Annotated in this window: 19 protein-coding genes; 12 read left to right on the top strand and 7 right to left on the bottom strand. The window is 50.2% G+C overall.

Going from position 1 to position 12,435, the window contains the following annotated elements:
* A partial coding sequence (locus tag GEI7105_RS30905; protein ID WP_017661496.1) for a sulfurtransferase occupies positions 1-838 on the bottom strand: 838 nt, incomplete at its 3' end.
* 90 nt (positions 839-928) lie between these two features.
* Here GEI7105_RS30905 and GEI7105_RS0116270 point away from each other — a divergent pair.
* Positions 929-1,153: a type II toxin-antitoxin system HicB family antitoxin gene (locus GEI7105_RS0116270; protein WP_017661495.1), complete on the top strand. Its 225-nt coding sequence runs from the start codon at positions 929-931 to the stop codon at positions 1,151-1,153.
* A gap of 16 nt (positions 1,154-1,169) precedes the next feature.
* On the opposite strand, the gene GEI7105_RS0116265 is transcribed toward GEI7105_RS0116270, so the two are convergent.
* Together GEI7105_RS0116265 and GEI7105_RS0116260 are read right to left on the bottom strand one after the other, a co-directional pair.
* Positions 1,170-1,781, bottom strand: coding sequence for a hypothetical protein (locus tag GEI7105_RS0116265; RefSeq protein WP_144053836.1), 612 nt, complete (start codon positions 1,779-1,781; stop codon positions 1,170-1,172).
* Positions 1,782-1,869: 88 nt separating this feature from the next.
* Positions 1,870-2,844: a cation transporter gene (locus tag GEI7105_RS0116260; RefSeq protein ID WP_017661493.1), complete on the bottom strand. Its 975-nt coding sequence runs from the start codon at positions 2,842-2,844 to the stop codon at positions 1,870-1,872.
* Positions 2,845-3,039: 195 nt separating this feature from the next.
* Here GEI7105_RS0116260 and nblD point away from each other — a divergent pair, with 195 nt between their 5' ends.
* The 6 genes from nblD to GEI7105_RS30900 all read left to right on the top strand — a co-directional run bounded on the left by nblD (position 3,040) and on the right by GEI7105_RS30900 (position 7,945).
* A complete protein-coding gene (gene nblD, locus GEI7105_RS0116250) occupies positions 3,040-3,219 on the top strand; it encodes an NblD family protein (protein WP_017661491.1) in 180 nt (59 codons plus the stop codon).
* 189 nt (positions 3,220-3,408) lie between these two features.
* On the top strand, positions 3,409-5,139 hold the full coding sequence (locus GEI7105_RS0116245) for a diflavin flavoprotein (RefSeq protein WP_017661490.1): 1,731 nt from the start codon (positions 3,409-3,411) through the stop codon (positions 5,137-5,139).
* Positions 5,140-5,298: 159 nt separating this feature from the next.
* Positions 5,299-7,023: a diflavin flavoprotein gene (locus GEI7105_RS0116240; RefSeq protein WP_017661489.1), complete on the top strand. Its 1,725-nt coding sequence runs from the start codon at positions 5,299-5,301 to the stop codon at positions 7,021-7,023.
* A gap of 97 nt (positions 7,024-7,120) precedes the next feature.
* Positions 7,121-7,414, top strand: coding sequence for a nucleotidyltransferase family protein (locus GEI7105_RS0116235; RefSeq protein ID WP_017661488.1), 294 nt, complete (start codon positions 7,121-7,123; stop codon positions 7,412-7,414).
* Positions 7,415-7,449: 35 nt separating this feature from the next.
* Positions 7,450-7,704, top strand: a complete 255-nt coding sequence (locus GEI7105_RS0116230) for a HepT-like ribonuclease domain-containing protein (RefSeq protein WP_017661487.1) — start codon at positions 7,450-7,452, stop codon at positions 7,702-7,704.
* Positions 7,705-7,762: 58 nt separating this feature from the next.
* Positions 7,763-7,945, top strand: a complete 183-nt coding sequence (locus GEI7105_RS30900) for a hypothetical protein (protein ID WP_017661486.1) — start codon at positions 7,763-7,765, stop codon at positions 7,943-7,945.
* 148 nt (positions 7,946-8,093) lie between these two features.
* Here GEI7105_RS30900 and GEI7105_RS0116220 read toward each other — a convergent pair whose 3' ends face one another.
* The 4 genes from GEI7105_RS0116220 to GEI7105_RS0116205 all read right to left on the bottom strand — a co-directional run bounded on the left by GEI7105_RS0116220 (position 8,094) and on the right by GEI7105_RS0116205 (position 10,116).
* Positions 8,094-8,447: a type II toxin-antitoxin system PemK/MazF family toxin gene (locus tag GEI7105_RS0116220; protein WP_017661485.1), complete on the bottom strand. Its 354-nt coding sequence runs from the start codon at positions 8,445-8,447 to the stop codon at positions 8,094-8,096.
* A complete protein-coding gene (locus tag GEI7105_RS0116215; protein ID WP_017661484.1) occupies positions 8,437-8,787 on the bottom strand; it encodes a hypothetical protein in 351 nt (116 codons plus the stop codon). The genes GEI7105_RS0116220 and GEI7105_RS0116215 overlap by 11 nt, the downstream gene beginning before the upstream one ends.
* Before the next feature lie 919 nt (positions 8,788-9,706).
* Entirely contained in the window at positions 9,707-9,835 is a 129-nt protein-coding gene (locus GEI7105_RS40510; protein WP_281167000.1) for a hypothetical protein, read from the bottom strand.
* Positions 9,836-9,915: 80 nt separating this feature from the next.
* Positions 9,916-10,116, bottom strand: a complete 201-nt coding sequence (locus GEI7105_RS0116205; protein ID WP_017661482.1) for a hypothetical protein — start codon at positions 10,114-10,116, stop codon at positions 9,916-9,918.
* 60 nt (positions 10,117-10,176) lie between these two features.
* Here GEI7105_RS0116205 and GEI7105_RS30895 point away from each other — a divergent pair, with 60 nt between their 5' ends.
* Genes GEI7105_RS30895 through GEI7105_RS0116180 form a run of 5 tightly spaced genes read left to right on the top strand, consistent with a single transcriptional unit; the run spans position 10,177 to position 12,330 of the window.
* On the top strand, positions 10,177-10,455 hold the full coding sequence (locus GEI7105_RS30895; protein ID WP_144053834.1) for a hypothetical protein: 279 nt from the start codon (positions 10,177-10,179) through the stop codon (positions 10,453-10,455).
* Positions 10,442-10,585 carry a type II toxin-antitoxin system PemK/MazF family toxin gene (locus GEI7105_RS35070; protein ID WP_017661480.1) on the top strand — a complete coding sequence of 48 codons (144 nt, stop codon included), beginning with the start codon at positions 10,442-10,444 and terminating at the stop codon, positions 10,583-10,585. Before GEI7105_RS30895 ends, GEI7105_RS35070 begins: the two co-directional genes overlap by 14 nt.
* Before the next feature lie 35 nt (positions 10,586-10,620).
* Positions 10,621-10,938 carry a PDDEXK family nuclease gene (locus tag GEI7105_RS40505; protein ID WP_017661479.1) on the top strand — a complete coding sequence of 106 codons (318 nt, stop codon included), beginning with the start codon at positions 10,621-10,623 and terminating at the stop codon, positions 10,936-10,938.
* Entirely contained in the window at positions 10,910-11,896 is a 987-nt protein-coding gene (locus tag GEI7105_RS0116185; protein WP_017661478.1) for an IS30 family transposase, read from the top strand. Before GEI7105_RS40505 ends, GEI7105_RS0116185 begins: the two co-directional genes overlap by 29 nt.
* Positions 11,893-12,330, top strand: a complete 438-nt coding sequence (locus GEI7105_RS0116180) for a Uma2 family endonuclease (protein WP_017661477.1) — start codon at positions 11,893-11,895, stop codon at positions 12,328-12,330. Before GEI7105_RS0116185 ends, GEI7105_RS0116180 begins: the two co-directional genes overlap by 4 nt.
* Positions 12,331-12,435: the final 105 nt, after the last annotated feature.

The following is a 12,435-nucleotide window of genomic DNA, read 5'->3' as shown; positions in this document are numbered from 1 at the left end:
ATCCTTGGTGTGAACCAGGGAATCTCCCTGCATACCCGATAGGGTTGCTGGGAGAGGATGTCAAATGGCGAGAAAGGATGTTGACGCAGGCGGTGACGCCAGAACCGCAGTAGACGATGACTTCTTTGGTGTCGTCGAAGTCCTGCCAGCGTCGGCGTTGGAATTGGGGCGATCGCGCCAAGCCGTCGTCGCTGGTGACAGTTTTCCAGGGAAGGTTAACTGAACCGGGAATCGAACCGGCGACGGGATCGATGGGTTCTCGTTCGCCACGGTAGCGATCGCCGTCTCGGGAATCCACGAGAAGCACCTTCGGCGAGTCTTTGCTGGCTTTCAGTTGTTTGAGATCGATCGCCGATTCGGAACGGGGACGCGCCTGAAACTGTCCCGGTTGGGGTTGGGGTAATTCTGTGGTGACGGGGTAGCCTCGGGCCAACCAGTGGGTGAGTCCGCCGTCGAGAATGGCGACGCGATCGTGTCCGAGGTAGCGTAAAAGCCACCACACTCGAGCAGAAAAAGCAAATTTCGAGTCGTCGTAGGCGACAACGAAGGTTTCGGAGGAGGTCACGCCGATCGCACTCAACTTTTTCGCCAATTCGTCGGGATTGGGGAGGGGATGGCGTCCGCCGCGTTCTCCGACTGGACTCGATAAATCTCGTTCTAGGTGTAGGTAGAACGCACCGGGAATGTGCGAAGCGAGATATTTCTGATGTCCGAGTTCCGGTTCGGCCAGAGAAAAGCGACAATCGACAATCACGAGATCGCGACGCCGGAGATGTTGCGCCAGCCAATCGGCGGAAACAAGGGGTGTTGGAATGTCTGTCATGGGTTCTGAACTCATACCGATTCTTTTTCAGGGTATGAGATTCGAGAACCCGTTACAAACGTCTGTGGCGGTCAGTTCTGGCGTACAGGATAGAGGAAAACCCAAATGGCGAGCCAGCTTAAGTATCAAATGGTCATCCAGTGGTCAGACGAGGACAATTGTTTTCTGGTCGGTTTTCCCAATTTTCCAGGTCAGCAGTGGCGCACCCACGGCGAAACCTACGAGGAAGCTGTAAACCAGGGCATTGAAGCCCTCGAATCGTTGGTTATGGCCTACGAAGCCTCTGGAGAACCTTTACCTGAACCCGGTACAGTTGGCGCTGTCGCCTGACGATCGCGATCGAAACTCAAGGACTCCCAAAAACACTGTATCGCCGATTCGAGTCAGCGATCGCCGCGTATCCGAACCACCGTTTCTCAACGTCTGACATATCGTTTGACGTATCCGAATCGTTAGAAAACTGCTGTAACAGGACGAAACCGCCGATCGTCACCAGAATCAACGCCACGACGATCGCCACCCCAACGAAAATGCGAGAACCTGGTTTTTGAGATTTCGGTTTCGGTGGCGGCGGTGTCGGCGTGGGAGAAGGGGAATCCATCTCGGGAGACCCCGTCGTACCGTGAGAATGGGAAAAGAGAAGGTTGGAGTACCCGCCAACGGCCACGGCGAACTCTTGATTCCAGTCCACCTTGTCTTCGCCGCTGCGACGACCGTAAACTCGCACGCGATCGACCCCTTCGATTTCTAAGTTGACGACTTTCACGCGCACTACATCGAGACATCTGGCGCGATCGGGGATGCTATCGTCGGATTCGAGGACGACGTGCAAGCACCCTTCTTTTAACGCCGTCTTCGATCGAAGTCCGTCGGATTTTAATTCTTGGTTTAACAGTGCGGAAATCGCCTTGGGATTCCCCTGGCGAGCCAGTTCGTGGAGTTGGGATGGAGTGGTCATAGATTTTTGGGTGAGGGCTGCCAAGCCTCTATCCCTAGCATACCGGATGACTCGATCGCGTTGGTTCGGGGAAGTTACGGAAATTCGTCTAGGACGGGGTTTCTGACGACGCGCGATCGGTGTTGGCGATCGCTCGTTCCATCCAAACGCGATCGCCGGTAAAGCTGACGTTGAGGACGAGGTTGGGAATTCCCACGTGAAGGCGTTCGTACAACAGCATCCGAATGCGATCGAGGTCGTGGAGTTCGTCGGTAAACTGGTTTTCTGGGGAGACCAGGAAATCGAGATCGACGTACACGTCTCGTCCGAGTTGTTCGATCTTGAGGCGCACGTCTTGATGGGGAATCAGTCGCAGGGGTCGATCGAGGATGCGATGCACTTTCTTTTCTAGCAATCCTTCGACGTGATGGCCTAACAGTTGCGTCCAGTTGTGTCGCAACCATTTCCACAATGGCGAGACGGACACCGCCACCATCAGCAAGACTAAAATCGGATCGAGATAGCGCAGGGGTTCGAGAAGGGTGTCTCCGGTGAGAAAGGCTGCACTAAAGGCGATCGCGAACAGTAATCCCGTCATTCCGCGATTAAACCAGCGTTTCGCCTCGCGATCGACCACGGACAACCCGGTTTTTTCTGCGATTTTCCCCAATCTCGCCGCCCAGTTCGTCCCCACGATGGCCACGATCGCACCGTAACCGAGGGCGATACCGGAATCGATCGGGCGACCACCAGAGGCGATCGTCACCAACGCCAACGCCGCCGCCAACGCCAACACCGCCAACTCGATCGCGCTCTGCACGACGTTTAACATCAGTTCGAGGGTGTCTTGGGAGAGGGAGATCGCATCGCCCTCGGGATTTTGAAATTGTCGATCGAGTCGCCGTCGCAACTGTGCGAATACTCCGTCTACCAGCGCTCGCGCCCCGTCGAGTAAAACTGCGTTCGAGGCGGTCAGCAACGCAAACAAACCCCCCAACGCCGCGATTCCCAGACTTCCCCGAAACACCAGCGTCAACGCTTGAGGGTCGAAGGTTCGGGTATCGTTCGATCGTTGCGGAGGCATAGTGACGGTGAAGTGAGGCGAGACGTGAAGCGCGAAGTCTTGAGAAAAATTCCCTTCTACGGAAATTCTAACATCGCGGGTTGAGACCGACCGCTACGGACGAAAAATCGTCGCAACACCCCGAAATCGATCCGAAAACGGGGACGAGAGGGTATGGTGGACAAAATCGATCGCATTTGCTGTGACCCTCTAGCTATGTCCGAATTGAACTGTGAAACTTGTCCCGTCTGTAAGGTGAAAATCCAAAAGCTCCCGATGGGCGATCGCGTATTGTTTTCCTTCGGCGCACCGGGAACTCGCGAAATGTTGTGGAAACGAGTCTGTCAACATACCCAAGACCGTCGGTGTATTAATCGAGAATTAAACGCAAAATAACCTCGTCTTCTGCCTCGAGAAGATACTCAAAAAGACCTAAAATGCCGTTCGTGCCTGAGATGTGGAGATCGGCGATCGCCCCTTTTCGACTTATACAACTAATATGTTTTTTAAAGCATAACTTATGTTAAAAATGTGTAACAATAAGAGACGAATAAAGAAAAACCGTATAGTAAGAGAGGTCATCGTATGGTCGTAGCAACCGCCGCTCCTACCCAAAAACGCCTCACGATGCAAGTTGAAGCGATCGCCGCCGACACGACGGCCATTCGATCGCTCGATTGGGATCGCGATCGATTCGATATCGAATTTGGCTTGCAAAACGGAACGACCTACAACTCCTTCCTCGTGCGCGGCGATAAAATCGCCCTGGTCGATACCTCCCATGAAAAATTCCGACAACTTTATCTCGATACCCTCAAAGGGGAAATCGATCCCGCGAACATTGATTATCTCGTTATCAGCCACACCGAACCCGACCACAGCGGCTTAGTCCGAGACGTATTGGAACTGGCCCCCAACGCCACGGTCGTAGGTGCAAAAGTGGCGATTCAATTCCTCGAAAACCTGATTCACCGTCCGTTCGATCGCCTAGTGGTGAAAAACGGCGACACCCTCGACCTCGGAAACGGTCACGTACTGGAGTTTGTCAACGCCCCCAACCTGCACTGGCCCGACACCATCTTCAGTTACGATCGCCACACCCAGGTCATGTTCACCTGCGACGCCTTCGGAATGCACTACTGTTCCGATGCGACTTACGACGAAGACCTCCACAAAATCGAACCGGACTTCCGCTTCTATTACGAATGCTTGATGGCCCCGAACGCGCGATCGGTCATTTCCGCCATGAAGCGCATGAAGAAACTGGGCGACATCACCACCATCGCCACCGGACACGGGCCGCTGTTGCGCCACCACGTCGGCGAACTCACTGGACGCTATTGGAATTGGAGTAACGAAAAAGCCCAAGCCGAAACCACCGTCGCCGTCTTTTACATCTCCGATTACGGCTACAGCGATCGCCTCTCCCAAGCGATCGCCCACGGTATCACTAAAACCGGCGTCGCCGTAGAAATGACGGACTTAAAAATCGCCGATCCTCAAGAAGTCCACGAAATCGTAGCCCGCAGCGCAGGAATCGTCCTGGGAACTCCTCCAGCGTCCGGCGACGTAAGCAAAGCCACCCTCGACGCGGTGAGTACCATTTTCGCCGCCGCCAAAGACAAGCAAATTGTAGGAATCTTCGAGTGTTACGGCGGAGACGACGAACCCATCGACCCGCTGGTGACGAAATTCCGGGATTTGGGAATTAAAAACGGCTTCGACCCCATCCGCATCACCGAAACTCCCACCGAAGCCACTTACCAACTCTGCGAAGAGTCGGGGACGGACATGGCGCAACTGCTGACCCGCAAAGACGCCATTAAAAAAATGAAAGCCCTCGACAGCGACCTCGACAAAGCATTAGGTCGTCTGTCCGGCGGACTGTACATCATCACCGCCCAAAAAGGAGAAGTGGCCGGTGGAATGTTGGCGTCCTGGGTCTCGCAAGCCAGCTTCAAACCTCTGGGATTGACGATTGCGGTCGCGAAAGATCGAGCGATCGAATCGTTGATGCAAGTGGGCGATCGCTTCGTTCTCAACGTCCTCGAAGAAGGGAACTACCAGCATTTGATGAAGCACTTCTTAAAGCGATTCCCCCCCGGCGCCGATCGCTTTGAAGGCGTGAACACCCAACCTACGAACAACGGTTCGCCCATTCTCGCCGACGCTTTAGCGTATCTCGAATGTACTGTTGTCAGCCGCATGGACTGTTCCGACCACTGGATCGTTTACAGCAGCGTCGATAACGGTCGCGTTTCCAACCCCGAAGCCCGAACCGCCGTCCACCACCGAAAAGTCGGAAACCACTATTAACAGTCACCAGTCGCCAGTCACCAGTCACCAGTGAGGGGATGATGAGGTGATGAGATAAGGAGGGAAAACCATTGAAAATTTCTCCCCCTCTCCCCTTCTCCCCTTCTCCCCCTCTCCCCTTCTCCCCGGCTCTGTTTGTCCCCGTTCTGTGAAAGAGAAATGACTACCACTGCGATCGAAAGACCGAGAGACGTTCAAGTTTTACCCATTGCAGAAAATACAACGATCGTGCGATCGCGCAGTTGGGGACGGTTGCGGTTTGAAATCGAATACGCCCTACAACGGGGAACCACCGCCAACAGTTACCTGATCCGTAGCAACAAAACCGCCCTCTTCGACCCTCCTGGCGAGTCGTTTACGGAAATTTTCCTCGAGGCTCTCCAGCAGCGTATCGACGTGACTAAAATCGATTTTGTCGTCATCGGTCACGTGAACCCCAACCGCGTCGTTACTCTCAAAGCCTTACTAGACATCGCCCCGCAAATTACCTTCGTCTGTTCCAACCCTGGTGCGATCGCCCTGCGATCGTTCATGGAAGACCGTAAGGTGAAAATCAAAGTCATGCGCGGCGAAGAAACCTTGAACTTGGGGAACGGACACCGTTTGCTGTTTACCCCAACGCCCACGCCGAGATGGCCCGACGGACTCGCCACCTACGACACCAAAACTCAGATTCTCTACACCGACAAATTCTTCGGGGCGCACGTTTGCGGCGACCAAGTGTTTGACGAAGGCTGGTCGGTGTACGCCAACGATCGCCGCTACTACTTCGACTGTCTGATGGCGCCCCACGCCCGTCAAGTGGAAACCGCCCTCGACAAACTCGCATCCCTTCCCCCAGTTAAGTTCTACGCCCCCGGTCACGGCCCCATCGTCCGCGACGGGATGAAAGAACTCACCGATTCCTATCGTCAGTGGAGTCAGGAACAGAAAGGAAAAGATGTGACCGTGGCGTTGCTGTTTGCGTCTGCTTACGGAAACACGGCGACCATCGGTCAGGCGATCGCCCGAGGACTGACGAAAGCTGGCGTTCAGGTGGAGTCAATTAACTGCGAAGTCGCCGCCCCGGAAGACATTCAAGCGGTGGTTGAGAAATGTTCCGGCTTCATCATCGGTTCTCCAACTTTAGGCGGTCACGCCCCGACGCAGATTCAAACCGCGTTGGGTATCGTGTTGTCCAGCGTTCCCAAAACCGCGTTGGCTGGGGTGTTCGGGTCGTTCGGCTGGAGTGGGGAAGCGATCGACCTCCTCGAAAGCAAACTTCGCAACGCCGGATATCAGTTCGGCTTCGACCCGATTCGCGTCAAGTTCAAACCCACGGACGTGACGCTGAAAACCTGCGAGGAAATCGGAACCGACTTCGCCCAAACCCTGAAAAAAGCGAAGAAAGTCCGCACCCCCCGCCAACCCGCCAGCAACGTCGAACAAGCCACGGGACGCATCGTCGGTTCGCTGTGCGTGCTTACCACAAAACAGGGTGATTTGTCAAGTGCCATGTTAGCCTCTTGGGTATCTCAGGCGACGTTTTCCCCGCCGGGGTTGACGGTTGCGGTGGCCAAAGAACGAGCGATCGAATCGTTACTGCATCACGAGCGTCCGTTCGTGTTAAATGTTTTGGGAGAAGGCAAACATCTGGGCTTGATGAAGCATTTTCTCAAGCCGTTCAAGCCGGGAGAAGACCGATTTGAGGGGGTAAACGTAGAGGAATCGGAGAACGGTTCGCCGATTTTGAAAGATGCGATCGCCTATTTAGATTGTACAGTGAAGAACCGCATGGAATGCGGCGACCACTGGCTCGTTTACGCGACAGTTGACAGCGGAAACGTTTTCGATCCGGATACAAAAACTGCCGTTCACCATCGTAAATCGGGAACCAATTATTAGGGCGTTTTTCGGGGTGGGCAGCATTGCCCACCTTCTCCCTGTTTTATAATTAATTCTCTGTGTCCTCTGTGTCTCTGTGGTGAAACCTTAAGTATTGATGAAAACGCTTGAAGAAATTCAGCAATGGCTGGTGCAGTATAAATCGGCGTTGCAGGAGCGTTATCAGGTTCGGGAAATCAGCATTTTTGGCTCTTACGTCAGGAACGAGCAAACGGAAAGCAGCGATATCGATGTGCTGGTGGAGTTTTCTAAAACGCCGAGCTTGCTGAAATTTGTCAACTTAGAGAATTACCTCAGCGATAATTTAGGGGTTAAAGTGGACTTTGTTCATAAAGCTGGATTAAAACCGCGAATTGGCGAACGGATATTGTCAGAGGTTGTTTATCTGTAACGAAACGCCAGATTCAGGATTATTTAGAGGATATTTTGGATGCGGTAGAGGCGATCGAGCAATTTACCCAAAATGTTGAGTATGAGGCGTTTGCTCAAAATTTAGAGAAGGTTTTTGCCGTTTCGAGGGCGATCGAAATTATTGGTGAAGCGGTGAAGCGAATTCTCGATCCTGTAAGGCGCCAGTATCCTAATATTCCCTGGCGAGATATTGCGGGAATGCGGGATAAGCTCATCCATGACTATTTTAATAGGATCTGTTGGAGTTATGGTGATAAGCAAAGTTTATGAATTTCCGAAACCGTTGGCGTAGGGGCGTCAGTGCGCCCTACAAGGATTTTGGTATCGTATGCAATCAAATTACACCACAATTCCAACAGACCCACCCAATGAAAAAGAGCGATCGAATATTTTAAAAGATGAATCGATTCAAGATATTTTAGCAGAAATTCACGCTCAGCGTCCTGAGACTCGCAGTGTTGAAGAGATCGATCGAGATTTGCAAACGGAACGAGACGCATGGGATAGCTAAATTAATTCGATCGATTCCCAGAAACTGGGTTTTCTTCTGGTAAATTTTCGAGGTTTCATCGAACCTTTAAGATTCTCTTCAGTTTTCGCAAAACTTAGAGTTTTGATGGCAATATAAACGATCGGGAAATCGGAGAAGCGTCAGTATTTTAAGGATTTAAAAATTCAAGTTTTAAAACCGTTGCGAGAGCAATTTGAATTTGCTGCATCTCAATCTCATCCAGTTGACCGATGTATTTTTGCAGTCGATCTCGCGAAATCGCTCGGACTTGAAACGCATCAGCGGCTGACGATTTACTTAAACCGTTTTCAGTCGTCGGTTCGAGTTTCACCATCCAAGAAAAATTTCGATAGCGAGACTTCCAGTCTGTAATGGGAACGATAACTTTGAGGCGCAAAACACCAACTCGATCGTCACTGAAAATAACAGCCGGACGAATTTTCCGAATCTCGTCCCCAACAGCAGGATTGGGATCGTACAGCCAAATTTCACTACGACGCATGAGCCTCTAAATCATAGTCGTAAAAGTCTTCGCTGTCGAGATCGGTGGGTTCCGTCAGTTCGCTACCCACCGCGTAATCTTCAATGGCTTGCTGTGCGGCTTGTTCGAGTTGTTCCCGAGATCGAGCCAGTTGTGCGTTAACCTCGTCTGGAGCGAGCAATCGCGAGGGATGTCGAACGGGGTTGATGTCTTCAGCAATCAGTGTTTGTAGGTCTTCTCGTTCGGTATCCGTCAGATGTTGTTCGGTGTCTCGTATCAGTTGCAAGGCTTCTCGTGCAATTTGAAAACGTTCGGAACGAGATAGGTGGGTTAACGCTTGTAAAATTTGTTCGCTTTTCATCTGTATTAACCCTTCTTCTAAGTCTGTAACGATCCTAGCAAGCCAAGCAGCGATCGGGAATCCGCTTCTTAAATTCCTTTCTCAAGTTTTTCCCGAATCTGCTTTAGCCGCCATGACCTATTCCAGCAAGAAGTCTAGCTTTCCCTCTGCGATATCAGCTTCAAGCTGCTTATCCTAGAGCAGCCAGTCTTTTTCCGCAAACCACTCTCTCAATCGTATAAATTCTTCCTGAGAGAGGGCTTCAATTTCTGATTGAATCTGTTCTACTCGTGTCATGAGGATTCCTAGAGTTCTCACACTTAGTATTTTAGCAATCTGGCGAGATGTGGAAGTTCTAACGGGTGCATCTCAAAAATGTCAATTTATCAGATCGGAGTCTCTATAGTAAATTGAGCTGTTGTTGGGTTTCGCTATCGCTTCACTCATGGACGGCAGCGTTGCCGAAGTCCAACCTACTCCAGACTTATATTTTTACAAAAGTGAGATGCACCCAAAGTTTCCAAGCGCATCTACTAATCCTCGCAAGTAATTTACACAGACGTCAATCTGTTCTTTTCCTGAAATTTGCTTTGATATATAAATTTTCAGTTTCTAGAATCCAGAAACGGTTGTCCACTGCTTCCTAGCTACCTACTCCTCTAGACGATTCGTAGTTTATCATGACTTCCCGCCGTATCGTAATGACAAGACCAAGGCGTTATTTGAGATATTTTTCGACCCGTAAGGTTGAATACTCTGAAGATGTTGAAGTGGTATCGTCATTTGGTTAGAACTCGAGGCGATCGACCTCTTCAAACCATTTCGACCAAGCTTTTTTGTAAGATATAGCAGTACGACGTCGTTTGCGGATTGTTTTCAGGATAGATCGTTACAGAATGGGGTTTTCAGCCGATCTGTTTCCGCAAACCATTTAGGATTGCTATAGATCGTTCGATTCCTCTATTTGGCGGAGTTGGCGAGCAAATTGGAGGAGTCGAACGAGATTTTCGGGGGAAAGGCGATCGAGTTCGTCGTTGAGTTGTTGGCGAAGTTGTGCGGTGTCAGTCATAGTTTTGGAGAGTCGATCGATATTTCGAGGGTAGCGTAAGAGACGATCGCGATCCCCAAAGTCTGGTGTGGCGCGATGTCTCACAAATCGCGACATTCTCCATCGCGGTACTGCTGCAAGGCGCGATCGCGCAGTGCGTCCAAACGTCCCGCAGCTACGTCTTCCTCCAACTGGCGATCGCAGTTTTCGGCATCAAACTCGGCAAACCAGGCGCGAAACGCCGCTAACTCCTCGGGAGAAAGTTCTGTAACAGCCTGTTCGATTTCTTGTAACGTCTTCATCTCAAACACTGAAGAACTCTGGTTCTTACTCCAGCATAGTTTATCGATACTTGGTCAAGATTGAATCGACGTTACCAACTCCTCAATATGACGAAAGCCGAAATTTTACAAGCCTTGCAAAAAATGAGTTCCGACGATCGAATCGAAATCGCCGAAACTGCACTGCACCTCATTCGCGAAGATCGCCAAAAACTCGAACGTCGTCGCGAACAGATGGCGGAAGCTGCTAAAGCCGCAATTCCCGATTACCTTCCTGGCGGCGATCTCGCTAATTTGTGGACGGAAGGTGGCTCAGACTATACCCTCGATCGTGACGAAACGCACAATGTTACGGTGTAGAGGAGACGTTTGGTTGGTGCGTCTCGATCCCACGATTGGCGCTGAAATTGGCAAAACGCGCCCTGTCGTTGTGGTGAGTGCCGATAACATTGGCGTGTTACCTCGATCGGCTCAATTCAACATCAGATAATGCGATCGATGTGAAGAATTCACATCGTCACAGCCATGATTCAAACTCATCCTAAATTTCTAAACCTCGAAGAATTTATCGATCGATATGGCGATCGCGATCGCTACGAACTTATCGATGGAGAATTAATCGACTTGGAACCGACCGGATTACACGAACAAGTTATTAGTTTTATCAGTCGAAAACTGAATGTCGAGATCGATCGCCTCGATTTACCTTACGCCGATTCAAAAATGAAATGCAACACCGGTGGGTTTACGAATAAAGGCTCATCGGCTATACTTCGATCTTTCATGAATAATTACCTAATTGAAGATCGAACCAATGAGCCATCACCATCTTACCCCATCTGAGCGTGTTGAGATCTATAAACTCTTCACTCAAGAAAACTGTTCGCGAGGAGAGATCGCTTGTCGTCTCGGTCGAGACAAAGGAACAATTTCTCGAGAACTCCGGCGTAATGCCACAGAAGAAGGTTTGTATTTACCTGACACCGCTCAAAAGAAAGCTGAAGAAAGGCGGCAAAACGCCAAGGAAAAATTCCAGAAGGTTTCTGAAGAAACCGTCGAAGAAATTCGACAAGGACTTCAGCAGTATCACAGTCCCGAACAAATCGTAGGTCGGCGGAAGCGAGAGGAAAAGGAAACGGTCAGTCATGAAACGATTTATCAAATGATTTACCACGATTATAACGGCTTGGCAAGTTGTTCCAAATATTTGAGGCGGGAACGCCCCAAACGCCGTCTTCGTCAAGCTTCTCCCTCAAAGCGGGGTCGCATTCCCAATCGAGTTGGGATTGAAAATCGCCCTCCAATTGCTGATTTAAAAGTGGAGATTGGCCACTGGGAAAGTGACACTATGATTGGCGGACACCATGCAGGTGTTCTAGTTACTCATGTGGATAAAGCTTCAAAATTTTTAGTTGCCAATCTCGCCAAAAACAAAACAGCAAAAGCCATTAATGCTGTCACAATTGAAGAGTTTTCGTATCTCCCTTCCTCTCATCATAAAACCTTGACATTCGATAACGGAAAAGAATTTAGTGGTCACGAAGAACTGGCTCAAAAACTGGGGGTATCCTGTTACTTTGCCAATCCTTATCATTCCTGGGAGCGAGGACTAAACGAGCATACAAATGGAATGCTTCGACAGTTTTTTCCGAAAGGAACAAATTTTAAAATCTTGTCACCAGATGCGGTCAAAAAAGCAGTAGATTTACTCAACGATCGTCCTCGAAAATCTCTTGACTATCGAACCCCTTCTGAGGTATTTTATAGTCAGAGATCGGAGACCGTTGCATTTCAAACTTGAATTGGCGTTATTTTATTCCTCACCGCTGCCTCGTTCGCATCTCAGACAACACCGCTTTTCGCCCCGATCTCATCGTACTCGATAAGACTCAACTCGTCCGCGAATCACTCTGGAAACACCAACCGATAATCACTTCAAATATTGCGATTAAACTCATTGTAGAAGTGGTTAGCACCAATTGGCAAAACGACTACGCCCGTAAAGTCGAAGACTACGCACTCTTCGGCGTTCCTGAATATTGGATTGTGGATTATTTAGGATTGGGCGGTCGTGAATATATCGGAGACCCCAAACAACTTACAATTACCCGCTGTCAGTTAAGCGGCGACGTATATGAAAAACGCAGGTTCCGACAAAACGAAACGTTCGCCGCTTTAATCTTTCCAGATTTACAAATTCCAGCCGATGCTATCTTTGCCGCTGGACAACTTTAATATAGGAGTTAGAGATACCGAATTTTTGACGATTTTCCTGTTTGAGATGCACCCTTTTTGTGTGGCTTTTGTTGAGCTAATAAGGAGTAATACTACTTTGGTTTT

This window comes from Baaleninema simplex PCC 7105 (assembly GCF_000332355.1).
GTDB classification, from domain to species: Bacteria; Cyanobacteriota; Cyanobacteriia; order Cyanobacteriales; family Geitlerinemataceae; genus Baaleninema; species Baaleninema simplex.
This window is presented reverse-complemented; position numbering and strand designations above follow the sequence as displayed.

What these genes read in the sequence shown, in the direction of transcription:
- GEI7105_RS0116270 (WP_017661495.1), top strand. Translation starts at nt 929, where the DNA reads ATGGCGAGCCAGCTTAAGTATCAAATGGTCATCCAGTGGTCAGACGAG.
- GEI7105_RS0116265 (WP_144053836.1), bottom strand. Translation starts at nt 1,781, where the DNA reads ATGACCACTCCATCCCAACTCCACGAACTGGCTCGCCAGGGGAATCCC.
- GEI7105_RS0116260 (WP_017661493.1), bottom strand. Translation starts at nt 2,844, where the DNA reads ATGCCTCCGCAACGATCGAACGATACCCGAACCTTCGACCCTCAAGCG.
- nblD (WP_017661491.1), top strand. Translation starts at nt 3,040, where the DNA reads ATGTCCGAATTGAACTGTGAAACTTGTCCCGTCTGTAAGGTGAAAATC.
- GEI7105_RS0116245 (WP_017661490.1), top strand. Translation starts at nt 3,409, where the DNA reads ATGGTCGTAGCAACCGCCGCTCCTACCCAAAAACGCCTCACGATGCAA.
- GEI7105_RS0116240 (WP_017661489.1), top strand. Translation starts at nt 5,299, where the DNA reads ATGACTACCACTGCGATCGAAAGACCGAGAGACGTTCAAGTTTTACCC.
- GEI7105_RS0116235 (WP_017661488.1), top strand. Translation starts at nt 7,121, where the DNA reads ATGAAAACGCTTGAAGAAATTCAGCAATGGCTGGTGCAGTATAAATCG.
- GEI7105_RS30900 (WP_017661486.1), top strand. Translation starts at nt 7,763, where the DNA reads ATGCAATCAAATTACACCACAATTCCAACAGACCCACCCAATGAAAAA.
- GEI7105_RS0116220 (WP_017661485.1), bottom strand. Translation starts at nt 8,447, where the DNA reads ATGCGTCGTAGTGAAATTTGGCTGTACGATCCCAATCCTGCTGTTGGG.
- GEI7105_RS0116215 (WP_017661484.1), bottom strand. Translation starts at nt 8,787, where the DNA reads ATGAAAAGCGAACAAATTTTACAAGCGTTAACCCACCTATCTCGTTCC.
- GEI7105_RS40510 (WP_281167000.1), bottom strand. Translation starts at nt 9,835, where the DNA reads ATGACTGACACCGCACAACTTCGCCAACAACTCAACGACGAACTCGAT.
- GEI7105_RS0116205 (WP_017661482.1), bottom strand. Translation starts at nt 10,116, where the DNA reads ATGAAGACGTTACAAGAAATCGAACAGGCTGTTACAGAACTTTCTCCC.
- GEI7105_RS35070 (WP_017661480.1), top strand. Translation starts at nt 10,442, where the DNA reads ATGTTACGGTGTAGAGGAGACGTTTGGTTGGTGCGTCTCGATCCCACG.
- GEI7105_RS40505 (WP_017661479.1), top strand. Translation starts at nt 10,621, where the DNA reads ATGATTCAAACTCATCCTAAATTTCTAAACCTCGAAGAATTTATCGAT.
- GEI7105_RS0116185 (WP_017661478.1), top strand. Translation starts at nt 10,910, where the DNA reads ATGAGCCATCACCATCTTACCCCATCTGAGCGTGTTGAGATCTATAAA.